This is a genomic window from Burkholderia sp. AU6039, from assembly GCF_002223365.1.
In the GTDB taxonomy this organism is placed as follows: domain Bacteria; phylum Pseudomonadota; class Gammaproteobacteria; order Burkholderiales; family Burkholderiaceae; genus Burkholderia.
The window spans coordinates 791,962-810,942 of sequence record NZ_NKFK01000004.1; the positions used below are offsets into that span (position 1 = coordinate 791,962).

The window sequence follows — 18,981 nt, forward strand, 5'->3', positions numbered from 1 at the left end:
CACATCCGCCCGCGTTCGCGTTACTTCGCGACGACGACCGGAATCCCCTTCAGCATCCCCGCGCCCTTCATCTCGTCGAGCGCGTGCTGCACGGCCGCGCTCGTCGCCGCTTCGATGCCGAGCTGCAAGGCGAGCTCGCGCTCCGCGCGCTTCACGCCGGCGAGATTGCGCACCTTCACGTGACCGAAGCCGCGCACACGTGCATGCAGGTCTGCCAATTGCGTGACCGGCGCGGCATTGCCGGCCGTCATCGCGGCGAGCGCGCGTGCGAGCGTCGTCTCGTAGTCGTCGGCGAGCGCACGCTCCATCTTGCGCTCGACGGTGCGGCCGAACGGATCGAGCCACGTGCCGCGCAGGCTGCGCACGCGCGCCAGCATGCCGAACACCGGCCACATCCACTGGCCGAACACCCGCTTCTTCGGCGCGCTGCCGTCGCGGCCGGCCTTCGCGACCGTCGGCGGCGCCAGGTTGAACTTCACGCGGTAGGCCTGCCCCGGCACGCCTTCGAACTGCGCTTCGAGCGCCGTGCGGAATGCGTCGTCCGTGTACAGCCGCGCGACCTCGTATTCGTCCTTCACCGCGAGCAGCCGGTAGAACGTCGTCGCGACCGCGCGCGTCAGCGCGTCGTCGCCCTTCGCACGCGCCGCACTCACGAGCGCACGGTAGCGCTCGACATAGCGTGCGCCGCCGTAAGCATCGAGACGCGCTTCGCGATCGGCGATCAGCTCGGCGAGCGTCTCCGGCGCGGCCTGCGCGGCCACCGTGTGACGCGCGTTCCACAACGCATCGAGGCCCGCCGCGTCGCCGGCCGCCATCCGGCCGATCGAGAACGCGAGCTTGTTCATCGGCACCGCGACGTTGTTCAGCTCGATCGCGCGCATCAGCGCCGCGAGCGACACCGGCACGAGGCCGAGCTGCCACGCATAGCCGAGCATCAGGATGTTCGCGCCGATCGAGTCGCCGAGGAACTTCGCGGCGAGCGCCTGCGCGTCGCAGCTTGACAGGTAGCCGTCGCCGGCCGCGTGGCGCATCTTCTCGAGCAGCGCATCCGCATGCAGGTTCGCATCGGGGTTCTGCACGAACGACGCGTTCGGAATCCGGTGCGTATTGACGACGATCCGCGAACGCTCGTGACGCACCGTCTGCAGCGCCTCGGCGCTCGCACCGACGACCATGTCGCACGCGAGCAGCACGTCCGCCTGCTGCGTGTCGATGCGCACCTGGTTCAGCCACCGGTCGCTCGACGCGATCCGCACAAAGGACAGCACCGAGCCGCCCTTCTGCGCGAAGCCCATGAAGTCGAGCACCGACGCGCTCTTGCCTTCGAGGTGCGCGGCCATGCTGATCAGCGCGCCGACCGTCACCACACCCGTGCCGCCGACGCCCGTCACGAGCATGTCGAACGGCGCCGCGTCGAGATGCGTCGCCGGCACCGGCAGCGCATCGACCCTCGCGGCGAGCGCGGCTTCGTCGAATGCGGCACCGGCGGCCTTCTTCAGCGCCGCGCCTTCGACCGTCACGAAGCTCGGGCAGAAGCCGTTCACGCACGAGTAGTCCTTGTTGCACGACGACTGGTCGATGCGGCGCTTGCGGCCGAGCGGTGTTTCGAGCGGCTCGACCGACAGGCAGTTCGACTGCACGCCGCAATCGCCGCAGCCTTCGCACACCGCGTCGTTGATGAACAGGCGCTTGTCCGGGTCGGGGAATTCGCCCTTCTTGCGGCGGCGGCGCTTCTCGGCCGCGCAGGTCTGGTCGTAGATCAGCACGGTGACGCCCGGCGTCTCGCGCAGCTCGCGCTGCACGGTGTCGAGTTCGCTGCGGTGATGGAACGTCGTGCCCGTCGGGAACTGGCCGTGATGACCGTCGTACTTCTGCGGCTCGTCGGACACGACCACGAAGCGCGACACGCCTTCCGCCTCGACCTGCCGCGCGATCTGCGGCACCGAGATGCTGCCGTCGACCGGCTGGCCGCCCGTCATCGCGACCGCGTCGTTGTAGAGGATCTTGTACGTGATGTTCGCTTTCGCGGCCACGGCCTGGCGGATCGCGAGGATGCCCGAGTGGAAGTAGGTGCCGTCGCCGAGGTTCTGGAACACGTGCTTCGTGTTGGTAAACATCGCGTGCGCGGCCCAGTCGACGCCCTCGCCGCCCATCTGGATCAGGCCCGTCGTGTCGCGCTCCATCCACGACGCCATGAAGTGGCAGCCGATGCCGGCCTGCGCGATCGAGCCTTCCGGCACCTTCGTCGACGTGTTGTGCGGGCAACCCGAGCAGAAATACGGCGTGCGCTTCACCGCGTCCGCCTCGTTCGACAGGATCTGCGGCGCGACGAGATCGACCACGCGCTCACGACGGTCGAGCGCCGGCTTGTGGCGCGCGAGCCAGTCGGCGAACACCGGCAGGATGCGCGACGGGCGCAGCTCGCCGAGCTCGGACAGCAGGCAGGCGCCGGCGGCGTCGTGCTTGCCGAGCACGCGCGGGCGCGCACCTTCCGTGCGGTTGTACAGGTAGTCCTTGATCTGCTGCTCGATGACGGGCCCCTTCTCCTCGATCACGAGCACTTCGGCGAGCCCGTCGACGAAGGTTTCGACGCGCGTCATCTCGAGCGGATACGACAGGCCGACCTTGTAGATCCGCACCCCGGCCGCGTCGAGGTCCGCCACCGTCAGGTCGAGGCGGCGCAGCGCTTCCATCAGGTCGAGGTGCGCCTTGCCGCAGGTCACGATGCCGACGTTCGCCTGCGCGCTCGGCGCGATCCACTTGTCGATGCTGTTGGTGCGCGCGAAATGGCGCACCGCATCGAGCTTCGCGGCAAGGCGCGCCTCGATCGTGAGGCTCGGCAGGTCGGGCCAGCGGTTGTGCAGGCCGCCCGCCGGCGGCGTGAAGCCTTCCGGCGCGGGCCACTGCGTCTGCAACGCGTCGAGGTCGACGGTCGAGCCCGATTCGACCGTTTCCGAGATCGCCTTGAAACCGACCCATGCGCCCGAGTAGCGCGACAGCGCCCAGCCGTACAGGCCGAATTCGAGCATGTCGGCGATGTTCGCCGGGTTCACGACCGGCATGTGCCACGCGATCATCGCGAAGTCGCTCTGGTGCGGCATCGACGACGACACGCAGCCGTGGTCGTCGCCCGCCACGACGAGCACGCCGCCATGCGGCGACGAGCCGTACGCGTTGCCGTGCTTCAGCGCGTCGCCGGCGCGATCGACGCCCGGCCCCTTGCCGTACCACATCGCATAGACGCCCTCGACCGTGCGCTCGGGATCGGCCTCGACCCGCTGCGTGCCGAGCACGGCCGTGCCGCCGAGTTCCTCGTTGATCGCGGGCAGGAAGCGCACGCCGCCGGCGTCGAGCAGCTTCTTCGCCTTCCACAGCTGCTGGTCGACCATGCCGAGCGGCGAGCCGCGATAGCCGCTGACGAAGCCGGCCGTGTTGAGCCCCTGTTCGGCATCGACCATGCGCTGCATCAGCAGCAAGCGAACCAGCGCCTGCGTGCCGGTCAGGAAGATCCGGCCGCGCGTCGCGGTCAGGTTGTCGGTCAGGCGGTAGTCGGACAGGGCAGGCGTGCCGTCGACGGGCAGGCGGGCAGTCATGGGGGGATGTCTCCGGATTGTGCTGTTCTGGGCTGCTCGGCAGGGCGTCAGGCGACGCGGGACTGGCGGCAGCGAATGGCTCTATTTTTTCGCGCGGAGCCGAGAATGTTTTTTCTCATCTTGCTCGGGCGGGCCCTCTGTGAGAAAAACTGCGCAGCTTTTTGGCGGGATTTGAGAGAGTTTTCGCGCACGGCGGTCGGGCGGGATGGGCGACGCGTCGGGGCGGGCGGATCGTTTGTCGGGGAAACGCGTGGCGGTCCGGCGGTGGCCCCGGGCAGGGCGCGGGTGGCGCTCGTGCCCCGTGTGGCAAGGGTTTCAGCGCCTCGTGGCGGTGACCCTCACCATTGAAATGCACAGGGTTGCGATTGGTCGGCAACGCGGGATGTCCACAACGCCGCGCCCCTCAGCCGACCGGGGCTCGCGCGCTCACCGTTCGATTGCACAGTTTTTCGAGTGGCGTGGAGGCCGGGATGTCCACATCTGTGTCGGCATGCGTTGGGCTCTTGCTTCGACGCTCACCGTCGAAATTCACAGCGCGGCGAGTGGGTTTCGGCTGGGGATATCCACATCGGCGAGGGCGTATTACGTCGATCGGCGGCCCGCCTTCAACGTTCGAATGCTCAGGGTCGTGAGCGGGTTTGTCGGCTGGAAAGGCGTGCAGAAACATGCATGCCGGGCAATTGCAGACTCGCGCTCATGGTGGAAGTACGTTGGGTCGCGAGTGGGTTTATCAGCCGGAAAGGCACGCTGGAACACGCATGCTGCGCAATCGCGAGCCTGCACTCTCCGTGGAAACGCACTGGGTCGCGAGCCGGATTATCCGCCGGACGGGCGCACTGGTACACGCATGCCGGGCAATCGCGGGCTCGCACGCTTCGTGGAGATGCTTTGGGTCGCGAGCGGGTTTATCGGCCGGACGAGCACGCTGGAACCCGAATGGCGCACAATCGCGGGCTCCCGCTCACCAGGGAAATGCATTGGGTCGAGAGCGGGCTTATCGGCCAGACATGTACGCCGCAACGCGCATGCGGCACAATCACGGGCTCGCGCTCACCGTTGAAATACACAGGGCTTCGAGTGTCTGCAACAGTGGTTATCCCCGCCCGATCCGGCATTGCCGACCAGCCACGCGGGCACCCTCACCGTTGAAAACCACAGCGCTTCGAGTGGTCCGCGACGCAGGATATCCACATGCATGCGCATCCGCCGATGCGATGACGGATGCACGCGGCGAAAGGTGCGACCGGCCAGCAATCCTTGCGGGACAAGGCTCGCCGGCCGATCGGGTACTGACACTCACCGTTGAAATGCACAGTGTCGCGAGTCGTTTCGGTGATCGGATATCCACACGGGGGCTCGCGTTGGCCCCGCTCGCACGCTCGCGTCCGAACCGGACATGCACGCCACGTCGGACGGAGCCGCTGGCCAAACGATCGCGTCTTGCCGCGCCGACCGCCGACCAACGATCGCGTGTTCGCGCTCGCCGCTGCATTGCGCAGCGTTTCGAGTCGCTTGCGAACGCCGCGATGCGCAGCGAAATCTGCACGTTGCAGACCACGCACCCGCACTCGCCGTTAAAATGCACGGCCTTTCGGGTGACAGCCGGAACCGGATCTTCACGTCGCGGCACGCACGCGGTTCCGCCACGCATGCGCGCGTTCGGCTAGAATGCGCGACGCCTCGAACCATGCAAAGATCGGAAAACCGCGCCAGAAAAGGCGCATCGCCCGATCGGACGCCGCCCCTCACCGTTGAATTCCACAGCATTTCGCGTCGTTTCGCGGGCGAGTTGTCCACAACCCGCTTCATGCATTCCGTATCATCCGGTGACCCTCACCTGTGAAATGCACAGGGCGCCGAGTCGTTTCGGCGTGAGGATATCCACAACCGATCGCGCGGCGCGACTTTCTTCCAACCATCGACCGGAACGGCCCGCGCATCCGCCGGCCGCTATCGGGCATTGGCCGGAAAGCCCCATCCAGACTGCCTCGGCGGCACCCTCACCATTCAAATGCACAGTGTTTCGAGTCGCCTCGGGGGGTGGGTTATCCACATCCGCCCATCCCGGCTGCCTCGACCAGGCACGCGCCCTCAAGCCGGATTACTCGGCAATCGACCGGATGACCGCCGCCGGATTGCCGCCGACCAGCACATTCGGCGGAACATCCCGCGTGACGACGGCCCCGGCCGCGACCACCGAGTTTTCGCCCACCGTCACACCGCCGATGATCGTCGCGCCGGCGCCGATCCAGACGTTCCGTTCGATCACGATCGGCTTCGCGACGACGAAGTCGCGCCGCCGCGAAGGTTCGACGGGATGGCCGGACGTGATGAGGCTGACGTTCGGCCCGATCATCACGTCGTCGCCGATCTCGAGCCCGCCGAGATCGTAGAACGTGCAGTTCTGGTTGACGAACACGTTGCGCCCGAGCTTCATGCCGGTGCCGCCCGTCGTATGGAACGGCGGGATCAACATGAAGCCGTCGTCCACCTGCGTACCGATCAGTTCTCCGAATAATGTGCGAACCTCGGCGGCATCGTCGAACGTCAGGCGATTGATCCGCGCGGCGATCGACATCGCCCGCTTGACCTCGGCCACCATCGCCGCCGATTCCGGCGTTCTTCTCGGAATGATCGTGGTGCGATCGTCGTTTGCCATGCGTGAGTTGTCTCCCATGATTTCCCTGTTTCGTGATGCATCCGCGCTCGCGGAACGATGCCCGTGTTGGCGTGTGCACGGACGTTGCTGGCTCCGCGATGCCGTGTGCGGAATGCCGGCCTACACCGCAATTTCCGCCCAATTTATAACTAGTTTAAATATAACTAGTTATAAACATACATCCTTGTACCATAAGGCTTTTCCCGCCCTTCTGCTCGATTCACGCTCGACACACAATGCATCGGTCATCACACGCGGACAGCCGCCCGCGGCCGGGCGCCCCTCGCCAGACGCCCCTGTCCGAACCGCCGCTGCTCGGGTACGCTGGAGCATCCACCGGACCGATAGCTGCACCCCAACGCGGAGGCACGATGAAGCTCTACTACTGGCCGAAGACCCGGGCATTCCGGGCCTTGTGGATGCTCGAAGAACTCGGCGTGGTGTATGAACTCGTGCCGATCGACCTGCGTTCGCACGAACAGGGCAGCGACGCGTTCGTGCAGGTCAACCCGATGGCCAAACTGCCCGCGCTCGACGACGGCAGCGTGCCGTTCGCCGAATCGGGCGCCGTGCTGCTCTATCTTGCCGACCGCTGCCCGGGCGCCAGGCTCGGCGTCGCGCCCGACGATCCGCTGCGCGGCCGTTTCCTCCAATGGATGTTCTTCACGCCGACCTGCCTCGAACCGGCGATGGCCGAAAAATTCACCGGCGCGTCGGGCAATCCGGTCGCGTTCGGCTGGGGCAACATCACCCGCGTGCAGCGCGCACTCGCGCAAGCGCTCGCTCATCGTCCATGGCTCGTCGGCGACCGCTTCACCGCGGCCGACCTGCTGCTCGCCAGCACGCTGAAGATCGCCTTCGACGCGCATCTGCTGCCGCACGAAGGCGTGCTCGGCGACTACCTCGCGCGCGCCGAGGACCGCGACGCATTCCGCCGCGCGGTCGCGATCGAACAGCGCGAAGCGGCGCGGCTGCTGCATGCGTGACGCGTAGACACGTCGCGCGGGAGCGGCACGACCGGCCCGCCCGCGAGCGCCGCTACGCGGCCGGGCCCGACGTCGCGGCACCGGCATTGACCACCGCCCCCGGCGAGCCGCGCTCGTCGGTATCGGCGTCGACCGGCACCACCTCATGAAAATGCGTGTAGTCGATGTGCGTGATGCCGTCTTCGTCGTGCATCAGGTCGACATAGCGGTGACGCCAGCGGATCTCGTCATGCTCCCAGGAATGACGCGCCTGCATCACCTGCGCGGTGGTCTCGTCCGAGCCTTCGATCGTGATCAGCAACGACGCGTCGCGCGCGGCGAGCGATTCGGGCGTCTCGCCGAACAACGCGCTCGATTCGTCGATCACGTGCATCAGGTTCCAGCCGAGCAGGAAGATCGGATGCTCGCTGCGCACGAGCGCCAGGTCGTGGATCTTGCGCAGCGTGTAGCCCTCGTGCGTGCCCTCGACGCGCATCAGCCGCAGTTTCGCCTGCGCCTCGGCAATCACGTTCTGGCGCGCATTCGCGGCGCGCACCATCAGCGTCATCCTGCCGTTCAACGGCCGGACGATCGCGTAGCGTGCGAACAGGATCTTCGCCTGCGGCCGCGAAAACCGCGCAAACACGAGCCCGGTAGCCATCGCAATGCCCGACATCCCGACGAAGATCTCGAACGTCGCGACGAGGTGCGCATAGACGGTCTGCGGATGCATGTCGCCGTAGCCGACGGTCGCGAGTGTCTCGACACTGAAGAAGAACGCGCCGCCGAAGCCGGCCGGCGACTGGTTCGCGATCGGCGCATGGCCAAGCAGGTAGAGCGTCGCAAAAGCGCCGTTGAGCAGCAGGAACAGCACGGCGAGCGACAGGAAGAATACGGGCCAGCTCACCGTCAGCGCGCGGTGATAGAGGTCGCGCCAGCCGAGCGGCGGCATCCCGTACGCGATCACCGGGCGAGTGCCCGACCAGAGCTTGCGGCCACGGCCGCGGGAGGCTGGGGAGGACGAATCGACGTTCATCGCGCGGTGCCGAAAGCTGGGAGGCGATGAGCGTAGCACGCGCGGCGGCGGCCGGGTATGCGTGCCGGTTCGGAATGGAAATCCGTCGCGCTACCGGCCGCGCGGCGCAAAAAAAGCCGGCCGCGGAAGCGGCCGGCTGCGTCGTCGGCGTGTGGGCGAGCGCGCGGCGCTCACCTGCGGTCGACGCTCACTTGCGGTCGACGATCACCTGGTCGAACGTGCCGCCGTCCGCGAAGTGCGTCTTCTGCGCGTTCGCCCAGCTGCCGAAGACCTGCTCGACGCTGAACGTCTTCAGCGACTTGAATTCGGCCGCATGCTTCTTCAGCACGTTCGCGTCGCGCGGGCGCAGATGGTGTTGCGCGATGATTTCCTGCGCTTCCGGCGTGTACAGGTAGTCGAGATACGCCTGCGCGACCTTGCGCGTGCCCTTCTTGTCGACGACCTTGTCGACGACGGCGACGGGCGGCTCCGCGAGAATGCTCGCCGACGGATACACCGCGTCGAACTGCGCGCCCGATGCGCCGGTGTCCATCAGCGCGACTTCGTTCTCGAACGTGACCAGCACGTCGCCGATGCCGCGCTGCGTGAACGTGGTCGTCGCGCCGCGGCCGCCGGAGTCGAGCACCGGCACGTTGCGGAAGATCGCCTTCTCGAAGTCGATCGCCTGCTGGTCGGTCGCGCCCTTCTGCTTCTGGAAGCCCCACGCGGCAAGATACGCATAGCGGCCGTTGCCCGACGTCTTCGGGTTCGCGATGATCACCTGGACACCCGGCTTCGCGAGATCGCTCCAGTCCTTGATCGCCTTCGGGTTGCCCTTGCGCACCAGGAACACCATCGTGGTCGAGTACGGCGAGCTGTTGTCCGGGAAACGCGCGCGCCAATCCTTCGGCAGCAGCTGGCCGCGCTCGGCGAGCAGGTCGATGTCGTTCGGCTGGTTCATCGTCACGACGTCGGCCTGCAGCCCTTGCAGCACCGACAGCGCCTGCGCGCTCGACGCGCCGTGCGACTGCTTGATCGCGACCGTCTCGCCGGTCTTCTGCTTGTAGGCAGCGGCAAAACCCGCGTTGATGTCCTTGTACAGTTCGCGCGTCACGTCGTACGACACGTTCAGGATCGACGTATCCGCGTGCGCGGCCGTTGCCGCCACGACCAGCGCCGCCGCCGCGCCCGTGTGCAGCCAGCGGCCGATCCCCTTCATGCTTGCCATCGTGATATGCCCCGTTTCCAGTGGTGGTGAATGTGCTTGACGGCACGCGTACGCGCTGTCATCGAAACGTAAGCGGGCATTCTAGCGGCCGGGCGCGGCGCCCTTTCCAATCAGTCGTGGAAAGCAAATCTCGAATCCTGCTAAACGATGGCGTGCCCTCGCGCGCGGATCGGATCCGATGTTAAGATCGCCGCTCAGCCCATCTTCCCGGTTTCTCCATGTCCGCTGCCCTGCGCTCGCTTCCGATCCTCGCCGCCGTCGCGGCAGGTGCGCGCGCGGCCGGGCTGAAACTGAAAAAACGACTCCTCGACTGACGGGGACGTCGCGTCCCGTCAGGCGAATGCCGGACGGGATGCCCGCAGGTCGTTTCTTTCTCCTTGCTCGCACGCCTCGCTCCGGCTCTTCGCCGGCGGAACGGTTCCTTCCCACTCCGTTTCCACCCTGAGGCTCTGTATGAACACACGTTTCGAAGGTATCTGGCTGCCGATCATCACGCCGTTCCATCACGGCGAAGTCGACCATGCCGCGCTCGCGCGACTCGCGCGCCACTATGCGGCCGCGGGCCTCGCGGGCTTCGTCGCGGGCGCGACGACCGGTGAAGGCGTGCTGCTCGACGCGCGCGAACAGGACGCGGTGTTCGCGACGCTGCGCGACGCGGCGCCGGGGCTGCCGATCGTCGTCGGGCTGACCGCGAGCGCGACGCATTTCGCGGCGGCCCGTGCGCGCGAACTCGCGGCGCTGCAACCCGACGGGCTGCTCGTCACGCCGCCCGTCTACGTGCGGCCGACGCAGGACGGCATCCGACGCCACGTCGAAGCGATCGTCGACGCGGCCGACCTGCCGGTGCTCGTCTACAACATCCCGTACCGCACCGGCGTGAACGTCGAACTGGACACGCTGCAGGCGCTCGCGCGCGACCCGCGCGTCGCCGGCATCAAGGAATGCGGCGGCTCGCTCGACCGGATGAGCCGGCTCGTGCACGACACGCCGCTCGCGATCCTGTCCGGCGACGACAACCAGAACTTCGCGGCGATGTGCACCGGTGCGCACGGCGCGATCGCGAGCAGCGCGCACGTGCTGCCCGAATGGCATGTGCGCATCCACACGCTGCTGCGCGACGGCCGGCTCGCCGATGCGCGGCGCCTGTCGGTCGCGCTGCAGCCGCTCGTCGCGGCGCTGTTCGCGGAGCCGAACCCGGCGCCGGTGAAGGCCGTGCTGGCCGCGCAAGGCTGGTGCGAGGACGGGTTGCGGCTGCCGTTCGTGCCGGCGAGTGAAGGGTTGAAGGAGCGGTTGGCGGCCATTTGTGCGGAACTGGACGAAATCGAGCCGGACGTCGCGGCAGCATGAACCGCGACGCCACATGACGTGCAGGCGACCGATGGATTTCGCCCCGACAGATTGCTTCAAACTGTCAGAACGAGAGACAGGTCGTACCGCGCGAGATAGGCATCGGCTGTCACGAGCTGAAGCGGCTCGTGACGGGCCTGCGCGACCAGCAAGCGATCGAATGGATCACGATGGTGGTGCGGCAGATCCCGGACCGCGGCCCCATGCACGGCCCGAACGGGTAGCTCGCGAATCCCGCTCGCGCCGATCGCTCGGATCAGCTTGCCGACGTCGATGTCGAGCTTCCCCAGGCCGGCCTTGATGGCGGCCTCCCAGATACTCGCGCTGCTGACGAAACGTACGTCGGCGGCCGAGATCAGTCGGCGCGCCCTTGCGCTCAGCCTGGGGTCATTGGTCACGATCCACAAAAAGATGTGCGTATCGAGCAACAGCCGCATCAGCGCCCTTCGAAGGCATCCAGCAGGTAATCAGGCAGCGGGGCATCGAAATCGTCCGCGATCCACGCCTGCCCTTGCAGGACACCGAACCGAACAGGCGGATTGCCGGGCACGAGTCGATCAGTTGACGCCCCGTCACCGCGGACCGTGGCATCTGCCCTTTGGGCCGGATCGACCGCACTGGCGCCGGGCGTATTTGCGTTTCGCATGATGACCTCCGTTTCAAGTGATCATCACTGTAGTCAGGTTCACCTGATCGATCCATTCGACCGATCGGCAGAGGGCGTGCCGAACAACACCCTGCCACGGCAATCGAAGGTTTCGTCACGCCGCCAGCGCCACCCCCGTCCCCTCCGTCGCATCCTGCACCGCCTGCTTCACGATCCGCGCGAGCCGATCGACGGTCGGCGTCGCCGACGACGTGCGCCGCAGCAAGATCAGCGGCAAACTCGGCAGGGCCGGCAGCCCGCACGAAGCCGCATCGAGCACGCGCACCGACGCGGGCAGCCCGTACTGCGAGCGCACCGTCAGCCCGAGGCCTGCCGCCGCCGCGGCCCATAGCCCGGCGAGACTGGGGGTCGTGAACGCAACGCGCCACGGCACGCCCGCGCGGTCGAGCGCACCGGTCGCCGCACCGAAGAACCGGCACGGCCGGTCGAACACGACGAGCGGCAGCGGCTCGCCGGACTCTCGCACCGCACGGTCGCCCGTTTCGTCCGCGCCGCCGTCCTCCTGCGCACCACCGCCCGGCATGCCGAAGCCGCCCGCGGCCGAGCCCGCCGCCCCGACCCACTGCATCGGCACCTGCGCGATCGCTTCGCTGTCGATCCCCGCGCGCGCCACCAGCGCCGCCGACGCCGGGTCTCCCCACACCAGCGCGAGATCGAGCTGGTTCGCGTCGAGCCGGTCGAGCAAGTCGGCATTGCGTGCCACGCGCGCCTCGATCCGCACCTTCGGATGCGCACGCGCGAACCGCCCGAGCACGTCGGGCAGAATCGCCTCGCCGAAATCCTCCTGCAGCCCGACGCGCACCCAGCCGTCGAGATTCATGCCGCGCACGGCCGCGGCCGCCTCGTCGTTCAGCTCGATCATCCGCCGCGCATAGCGCAGCATCGCGTCGCCGGCATCGGTCAGCGCCAGCCCGCGCCCGGCCTTCACGAACAGCGGCGTGCCGGCCTGCTCCTCGAGCTTGCGGATCTGCGCGCTCACCGCCGACGACGAGCGCGCGACGCGGTCGGCCGCCTTCGCAAAACTGCCGAGATCCACCCCGGCGACGAGGCTGCGCAGCGCCGCCACGTCGAAGTTGGGCCGGGCCAGCGTGGCATCGGCCAGCGCGAGCGACTCGCCGTCGTCGTGTGGAATGTCGTGTCCGGACATCTCAACCATCCCGTTTTATCGAACGATTCATCAAAAACTTTCCGATTTTCAGGATGAATGTAGGTCGCCAGACTGTGGATGTCAATTTCCACCCGGGCCTGCCGTCATGGATACCTCGTGCATCGCTTCCCCCTCCTCGCCCGCCCGCGACGTGCGCGGCGCGGCTCATCGCTGGCGCGTGCTGGCGGCCGGCGTCGCCGCGAACATGAGCTTTTCGGCCGCGGCGGCCGGCATTCCGACCACGGCCGTGTGGATGCGCACGGCCTATCACCTCGACAACGGCGCGCTCGGCCTCGTGCTCGGCGCGCTCGGCTTCGGCGTCGCGCTGTCCGAGCTGCCGTGGGGAATGGCCGCCGACCGCTTCGGCGACCGCCGCGTGCTGCTCGCCGGGCTCGTCGCGACGGCCGCGATGTTCGCGCTGATGGTGTGCACGATCGTCCCGAGCGCGCACGGCGTGCCGCCGCTGATGCGCGTCGTCGCGGCGATGTGCTGCGTCGGCCTGCTCGGCGGCAGCGTGAACGGGTCGAGCGGGCGCGCGGTGATGCGCTGGTTCGGCGAGCGCGAACGCGGGCTCGCGATGAGCATCCGCCAGACGGCCGTGCCGCTCGGCGGCGGCGTCGGCGCGGCGCTGCTGCCATCGCTCGCGTCGCATATCGGCTTCGCCGCGGTATTCGGCGCGCTGATGCTGCTGTGCGCGGGATCGGCCGCGCTCACCTGGCGCTGGCTGCACGAGCCGCCGGCCGAGCCGGCCGTGACGCACCCGGCCACGCATCGCCCCGTCGAGCGGCAGCCGTCCGCGCGGCAGGGGCGCAACCCGCTCGCGAGCGGCCCCATGTGGCGCATCGTGCTCGGCATCGGCCTGCTGTGCGCGCCGCAGTTCGCGGTGCTCACGTTCGCGACGGTGTTCCTGCACGATTTCGGCCGGCTCGGCCTCGCCGGCATCAGTGCGGCGATGGTCACGCTGCAGTTGGGCGCGATGGTGATGCGCGTGTGGAGCGGCCGTCATACCGACCGGCACGGCAACCGGCGCGCGTATCTGCGCGGATCGGTATTCGTCGCGGCCGGCTCGTTCGCGCTGCTCGCAGCCGCGACGGCCGGCCATGCGCACGTGCCGCTCGCCGCGATCGTCGCGATTCTCGTCTTCGCCGGCATCTGCGTGTCCGCGTGGCACGGCGTCGCGTACACGGAGCTCGCGACGCTCGCGGGCGCGAATCAGGCGGGCACCGCACTCGGGATGGCCAATACCATCGTCTACCTCGGGCTGTTCGCGACGCCACTCGCGATTCCACCGCTGCTCGCGGTCAGTTCGTGGAGTGTCGTGTGGCTCGCGGCCGCGCTGGTCGCCGGCGCGACCTATCCGCTGTTCGCCGCGAAATAGCAGCCGCACGTCTCATGCGGGCGTCGCCGCGCACGCCACGACGCCCGCGCAATCCAATCCGTCAGGCCGCCTCGCGCGCCAGCGCACGCCGCGACGCCGGCCGCTCGGCCTCGCGCTGCGCGTGGGCAGTCCAGGCCGCATGCCGCGTCATGTCGAGCCCGATCGCGACGCCCCAGCGATACAGCACGAACAGGAACGGATCGACGATCGAATGCGCGCCCGGCTCGGCCCACGTGCGGCCGTCGGCGAGCCCGGCTTCGATCGCCTCGTTCGCGGCTTCGATCGTGCGCCGCCCGTGCACGCTGACCTCGCCATGCAGGGCCGGATCGCCGATGAAGCGGCCCGGCCGCCACAGCGCGCCATAGCCTACGCCATGCACCCAGCCGACCAGCCAGGCGAGCCATTCGTGGCATCGTGCCTCGCGCAGCGGATCGCCGAACGGCAGCAACTGCGCCTCGGGATAACGACGCGCGAGATACGTGAGGATCGCCGGCGTTTCGGTCAGCACGTGCGGCTCGCCCGGAATCGCGAGCACCGGCACGCGCGCCTTCGCGTTGATCGCGAGATAGCGCGCCTCGAGGTTCTGCTGCTTCTGCACGGAGACGATCTCGACGTCGAACGGCGCGCCGGTTTCCTCCAGTGCGATGTGGGCGGCAAGCGAGCAGGCGCCCGGCGAAAGATAGAGACGATAGGCGTTCATGGTGGTGGGGCCCGACGAGGCTGTGGAAGACGGAACCGAGTGTAGGAACGCGTGCCTGCCCGCCGCAAACGATGAATTGTCGTGCTCGGACATTAGTGTTACTAATACCCGCATGCGACGCATCCACCTTCCTCCGCTGCAGACGCTGCGCGCGTTCGAGACCGCCGTGCGGCTGCAAAGCTTCACGCGTGCGGCCGATGAACTGGCGCTCACGCAAGGCGCTGTCAGCCAGCACATCCGCGCACTCGAGGCGCAGCTCGGCTATCCGCTCTTCACGCGCGAGCGCAACGGCGCGACGCCGACGCACGCCGCGCACGCGCTCGCACTGCAGGTACGCCAGGGCCTCAGCGTGCTCGAGCGCGCGTTCGAGCCGGCGCTCGCCGTGCGCAGTCGCCCGCGCACCTGCGACGTCACGCTGAACGTCAGCGTGCTGCCGAGCGTCGCCGAGCGCTGGCTCGCGCCGCGCCTGCCGCGCTTCGCGGCCGCGCATCCGCACATCGCGATCGCGCTGCACCCGGACGTGGCGCTCGCGCCGCTGCGCAAGCGCGACCGCATCGACGTCGCGCTGCGCTACGGGCCCGGCACGTGGCCGGGCGTCGTCGCCGAGAAGCTGATGAACGAGACGATCTTTCCGGTCGCGAGCCCCGCGTACCGCAATCGCGACGGCATCGCACCGCGCGCGCCGGCCGATCTCGTGCGCGCGACGCTGCTGCGCCATCCCGCGCAACCGTGGGAACCGTGGCTCCAGGCCGCGCGGCTCGACCTCACCGAATCCGCGCGCGCGCCGCGCTTCACCGATCCGAATGCGCTGATCGACGCGACGCTGAAGGGGCGTGGCGTCGCACTCGCGCGCCGCTCGCTGATCGAGCCCGAACTCGCGAACGGCACGCTCGTGCGCGTGTCGACGGTGCGCGTGACCGACGTGTATGCGCACTACGTCGTGTGGCGCCCCGGCCATCCGCACGAAGCGGCGATCCGCACGTGGCTCGACTGGCTGCGCAGCGAGGTGCGGCGCAGGACGCCGCGGCGCTGACGCCGGCGCTCACGCCCGCATCGGCATCGCCACCTTGTCGAGCGTGATCGGCAGATCGCGCACCCGCACACCGGTCGCGTGATAGACCGCATTGGCGATCGCGGCCGGCACGCCGGTGATGCCGATCTCGCCGATGCCGCGAATGCCGAGCGGATTGAAATGCGTGTCGCGCTCGTCGACGAAACTCACATCCAGCTCGCCGATGTCCGCGTTCACGGGCACGTGATATTCAGCGAGATTCGCGTTCGTGAAGCGGCCGTGCCGCACGTCGAGATGCGAGCCTTCCTCGAGCGCGGTGCCGAGCCCCCACACCATCCCGCCGATCAACTGGCTGCGTGCCGTTTTCGCGTTGAGCAGGCTGCCGACGCTGTAGACGCCGACGATGCGCGGTACGCGAATCGTGCCGAGTTCGGCATCGACGTGCACTTCGGCAAACACCGCGCCGAACGAATGAGACGCATAGCGCGACTTCTCGTCGCCCGGCTTCGTCGTCGCCTGCACGTCGATCGGCTGACCGCCCGCGCGCGCGATCACCGCCGCGGCCGGATCGCGCCGCGAAGGGTCGTCGCGATGCACGACCCAGCCGTTGTCGACCGTCACGTCGTCGGCCGCGACGCCGTGCAGCGGCGATCCGGGGGCGGCGACCGCCAGCATGACCAGCTTCGCGCGCGCCTGCAGCGCGGCCTCGCGCACGGCAGGCGCCACGCTCGCCGCCGACTGCGAGCCGCCCGATACCGGCGCACGCGGCAGGCTGGAATCGCCGAGCGTGAAGCGTACGTTCTGCGGCGAGAAACCGAGCGCATCGGCCGCGACCTGCGTCATCACCGTGTAGGTTCCGGTGCCGATGTCCTGCGTGCCCGACGCGACTTCGGCCGTGCCGTCCGGCAGGATGCGCGCCCGCGCCGACGCTTCGCTGCGGTTCGCCGGATACGTGGCGGCCGCCATCCCGAGGCCGATCAGCGTGTCGCCGTCGCGCATCGTGCGCGGCGCGCCGGTGCGGCGCGACCAGCCGAAGCGCCGCGCGCCGACCTCGTAGCATTCGCGCAGCTTGTTGCTCGACCACGGCTTGCCGTCCTGCGGATCGACCGCCGCGTAATTCGCGAGCCGCAGCGCGACCGGGTCCATGCCGAGTTGCCACGCGAGCTCGTCCATCGCCGATTCGAGCGCGAACGAGCCCGACGCCTCGCCAGGCGCGCGCATGAACGTCGGCGTGCCGACGTTCAGCGCCACGATCCGGTGCGTGGTCGCGTGGTTCGGCACCGCGTACATGATCCGCGACGGCATCCCGCACATCTCCATCCAGTCCTCGAACGTCGACGTGGTGGCGATCGTGTCGTGGCGCATCGCCGTCAACGTGCCGTCCTGGCGCGCGGCCAGCACGATGCGCTGTTCGGTGAACGGCCGCCCGCCGACCGGGCCGAACATCTGCGGCCGCGTCAGCGCGAGACGAACCGGGCGCCCGACCTGCTTCGCGGCCATCGCGCACAACGACACGTGCGACCACGACGAACCCTTGCAGCCGAAGCCGCCGCCGAGGAACGGTGAAATCACGCGCACGTGGGCCGGCGCGATGCCGAAGACCGCGGCCACCGCCGTGCTCGCGCCCGACACGCCCTGTGTCGCATCGTGCAGCGTGAGCGTCGGGCCGTCCCAGCGCGCCATCGTCGCGTGCGGCTCGATCGGGTTGTGATGCTGCATCGGCGTCGTATAGGTCGCGTCGATGCGCACCGCGCCTTCGCGCAGGCCCGCATCGACGTCGCCGCGCTGCGTATCCATCGGGCGGCCCTGCTGCTTCGGCGGCACGCGCGCGCCGCGCTTCGCCTGCGCGAAATCCGCCACGGCATCGCTCGCGCGATAGCGCACCTGCACGGCATGCGCGGCGTCGGTCGCCTGCTCGAGCGTTTCGGCGACGACGACCGCGACGGGTTCGTTGCTGTAGCGCACCGTGTCGTCCTGCAGCAACGTGAGTCGGCGCCCGGCGGGCGGCGACAGCGGCGGCCGTCCGCCGTTGGGCAGCCGCATCGCGTTCTCGTGCGTGATCACGATCAGCACGCCCGGCATCGCGCGGGCGCGCGCCGCATCGATCGACTCGATGCGCCCGGATGCGATCGTGCTCGTCACGAGCACCGCGTGCGCGAGCCGCGCATCGGAGAATTCGGCCGCGTAGTGTGCGCCGCCCGTCACCTTGAGCACGCCGTCGACACGGTCCAGCGGTTGTCCCGTCATCGTGTTCATGCGGCACCTCCCGGCATGGCGGCTGCCGTTTCGACCGCACGGACGATCGCCCGCTGCGCGAGCGCGACCTTGAAGCCATTGCCGTCGAGCGGCCGCGCGTCGCGCAACGCCAGCGCGGCCGCCTCGCGCAGCGTCGCGTCGGTCGGTGTGCGGCCCACGAGATGCGCTTCCGCCTCCATCGCACGCAACGGCTTGTGCGCGACGCCGCCGAGCGCGATTCGCGCGTCGGCGACGCGCGGGCCGTCCATCCGCAGCGCGGCCGCGACCGACACCAGCGCGAACGCATAGCTCGCGCGATCGCGCACTTTCAGATAGTGCGCATGGTCGGCGAAGCGCGGCGGCGGCAAGTCCACCGCGGTGATCAGCTCGCCCGGCTCGAGCGTCGTGTCGAGGTCGGGACGATCTGCCGGCAAGCGGTGAAACGATGCGATCGGAATCTGCCGCGCGCCGTGCGGGCCGCTCACCTGCACGACGGCGTCGAGCGCGGCGAGCGCGACGCTCATGTCCGACGGGTTCACCGCCACGCACTGGGGGCTGGCGCCGAGGATCGCGTGCATCCGGTTGTGGCCGCCGATCGCCGCGCAGCCGCTGCCCGGCTCGCGCTTGTTGCATTGCGCGAACGCGGGATCGTAGAAATACGGGCAGCGCGTGCGCTGCATCAGGTTGCCGCCGACGGTCGCCATGTTGCGCAACTGCGCGGACGCGCCGGCGAGCAGCGCCTGCGATAGCAGCGGATAGTCGGCGCGCAGGCGCGGATGATCGGCCGCATCGCTGTTGCGCACGAGCGCGCCGATGCGCACGCCGCCGCCGGGCAGCGCCTCGATCGTATCGAGGCCCGCGATGTGCGTGATGTCGATGAGCGTGACGGGCCGCGCGACGCCGCCCTTCATCAGGTCCAGCAGGTTCGTGCCGCCGCCGATGAAGGCGGCGCCGGACCGCTGCGCCGCGCGCACGGCGCCGGCGACGTCGGTCGCGCGTTCGTAGGAGATCGCTTCCATTGCGGTGCCCTCCGTC

At 68.8% G+C, this 18,981-nt stretch carries 14 protein-coding genes; 4 read left to right on the plus strand and 10 right to left on the minus strand.

Features of this window, described 5'->3' with window-relative positions:
- Positions 1-20 precede the first annotated feature (20 nt).
- Together CFB39_RS16380 and CFB39_RS16385 are read right to left on the minus strand one after the other, a co-directional pair.
- Positions 21-3,593 (minus strand): indolepyruvate ferredoxin oxidoreductase family protein, encoded by a 3,573-nt coding sequence (locus CFB39_RS16380; protein WP_089473648.1) that lies wholly within the window; start codon positions 3,591-3,593, stop codon positions 21-23.
- Positions 3,594-5,694: 2,101 nt separating this feature from the next.
- Positions 5,695-6,252: a sugar O-acetyltransferase gene (locus tag CFB39_RS16385; protein ID WP_089473649.1), complete on the minus strand. Its 558-nt coding sequence runs from the start codon at positions 6,250-6,252 to the stop codon at positions 5,695-5,697.
- 371 nt (positions 6,253-6,623) lie between these two features.
- Between CFB39_RS16385 and CFB39_RS16390 the strand changes: the two genes are divergently transcribed.
- Positions 6,624-7,238, plus strand: coding sequence for a glutathione S-transferase family protein (locus CFB39_RS16390; protein ID WP_089473650.1), 615 nt, complete (start codon positions 6,624-6,626; stop codon positions 7,236-7,238).
- Positions 7,239-7,290: 52 nt separating this feature from the next.
- Here CFB39_RS16390 and CFB39_RS16395 read toward each other — a convergent pair whose 3' ends face one another.
- Positions 7,291-8,253: an ion channel gene (locus CFB39_RS16395; RefSeq protein WP_039346434.1), complete on the minus strand. Its 963-nt coding sequence runs from the start codon at positions 8,251-8,253 to the stop codon at positions 7,291-7,293.
- A 187-nt stretch (positions 8,254-8,440) separates the two neighbouring features.
- A complete protein-coding gene (locus CFB39_RS16400) occupies positions 8,441-9,460 on the minus strand; it encodes a sulfate ABC transporter substrate-binding protein (RefSeq protein ID WP_069249019.1) in 1,020 nt (339 codons plus the stop codon).
- Between the two features lie 453 nt (positions 9,461-9,913).
- Here CFB39_RS16400 and dapA point away from each other — a divergent pair, with 453 nt between their 5' ends.
- Positions 9,914-10,807, plus strand: coding sequence for a 4-hydroxy-tetrahydrodipicolinate synthase (dapA, locus tag CFB39_RS16410; RefSeq protein ID WP_089473651.1), 894 nt, complete (start codon positions 9,914-9,916; stop codon positions 10,805-10,807).
- Positions 10,808-10,863: 56 nt separating this feature from the next.
- Here dapA and CFB39_RS16415 read toward each other — a convergent pair whose 3' ends face one another.
- From CFB39_RS16415 to CFB39_RS16425, 3 genes are all read right to left on the minus strand, one after another.
- Positions 10,864-11,244 (minus strand): type II toxin-antitoxin system VapC family toxin, encoded by a 381-nt coding sequence (locus CFB39_RS16415; RefSeq protein WP_089441159.1) that lies wholly within the window; start codon positions 11,242-11,244, stop codon positions 10,864-10,866.
- The gene (locus tag CFB39_RS16420; RefSeq protein WP_089441160.1) at positions 11,244-11,453 is read right to left on the minus strand and encodes a hypothetical protein; all 210 of its coding nucleotides are present in this window, start codon (positions 11,451-11,453) and stop codon (positions 11,244-11,246) included. Before CFB39_RS16420 ends, CFB39_RS16415 begins: the two co-directional genes overlap by 1 nt.
- Positions 11,454-11,568: 115 nt before the next feature.
- Positions 11,569-12,621, minus strand: a complete 1,053-nt coding sequence (locus tag CFB39_RS16425; RefSeq protein WP_089473802.1) for a LysR substrate-binding domain-containing protein — start codon at positions 12,619-12,621, stop codon at positions 11,569-11,571.
- A 106-nt stretch (positions 12,622-12,727) separates the two neighbouring features.
- Here CFB39_RS16425 and CFB39_RS16430 point away from each other — a divergent pair, with 106 nt between their 5' ends.
- Positions 12,728-13,999, plus strand: a complete 1,272-nt coding sequence (locus tag CFB39_RS16430; RefSeq protein WP_089473652.1) for an MFS transporter — start codon at positions 12,728-12,730, stop codon at positions 13,997-13,999.
- Between the two features lie 61 nt (positions 14,000-14,060).
- Here the strand turns inward: CFB39_RS16430 and CFB39_RS16435 are convergent, their stop codons facing one another.
- Positions 14,061-14,699 (minus strand): glutathione S-transferase family protein, encoded by a 639-nt coding sequence (locus CFB39_RS16435; protein ID WP_089473653.1) that lies wholly within the window; start codon positions 14,697-14,699, stop codon positions 14,061-14,063.
- A 112-nt stretch (positions 14,700-14,811) separates the two neighbouring features.
- Between CFB39_RS16435 and CFB39_RS16440 the strand changes: the two genes are divergently transcribed.
- Positions 14,812-15,732 (plus strand): LysR substrate-binding domain-containing protein, encoded by a 921-nt coding sequence (locus tag CFB39_RS16440; RefSeq protein ID WP_089473654.1) that lies wholly within the window; start codon positions 14,812-14,814, stop codon positions 15,730-15,732.
- 9 nt (positions 15,733-15,741) lie between these two features.
- Here CFB39_RS16440 and CFB39_RS16445 read toward each other — a convergent pair whose 3' ends face one another.
- On the minus strand, positions 15,742-17,967 hold the full coding sequence (locus tag CFB39_RS16445) for a xanthine dehydrogenase family protein molybdopterin-binding subunit (RefSeq protein ID WP_089473655.1): 2,226 nt from the start codon (positions 17,965-17,967) through the stop codon (positions 15,742-15,744).
- Entirely contained in the window at positions 17,964-18,965 is a 1,002-nt protein-coding gene (locus tag CFB39_RS16450; protein ID WP_089473656.1) for a xanthine dehydrogenase family protein subunit M, read from the minus strand. Before CFB39_RS16450 ends, CFB39_RS16445 begins: the two co-directional genes overlap by 4 nt.
- Positions 18,966-18,981: the final 16 nt, after the last annotated feature.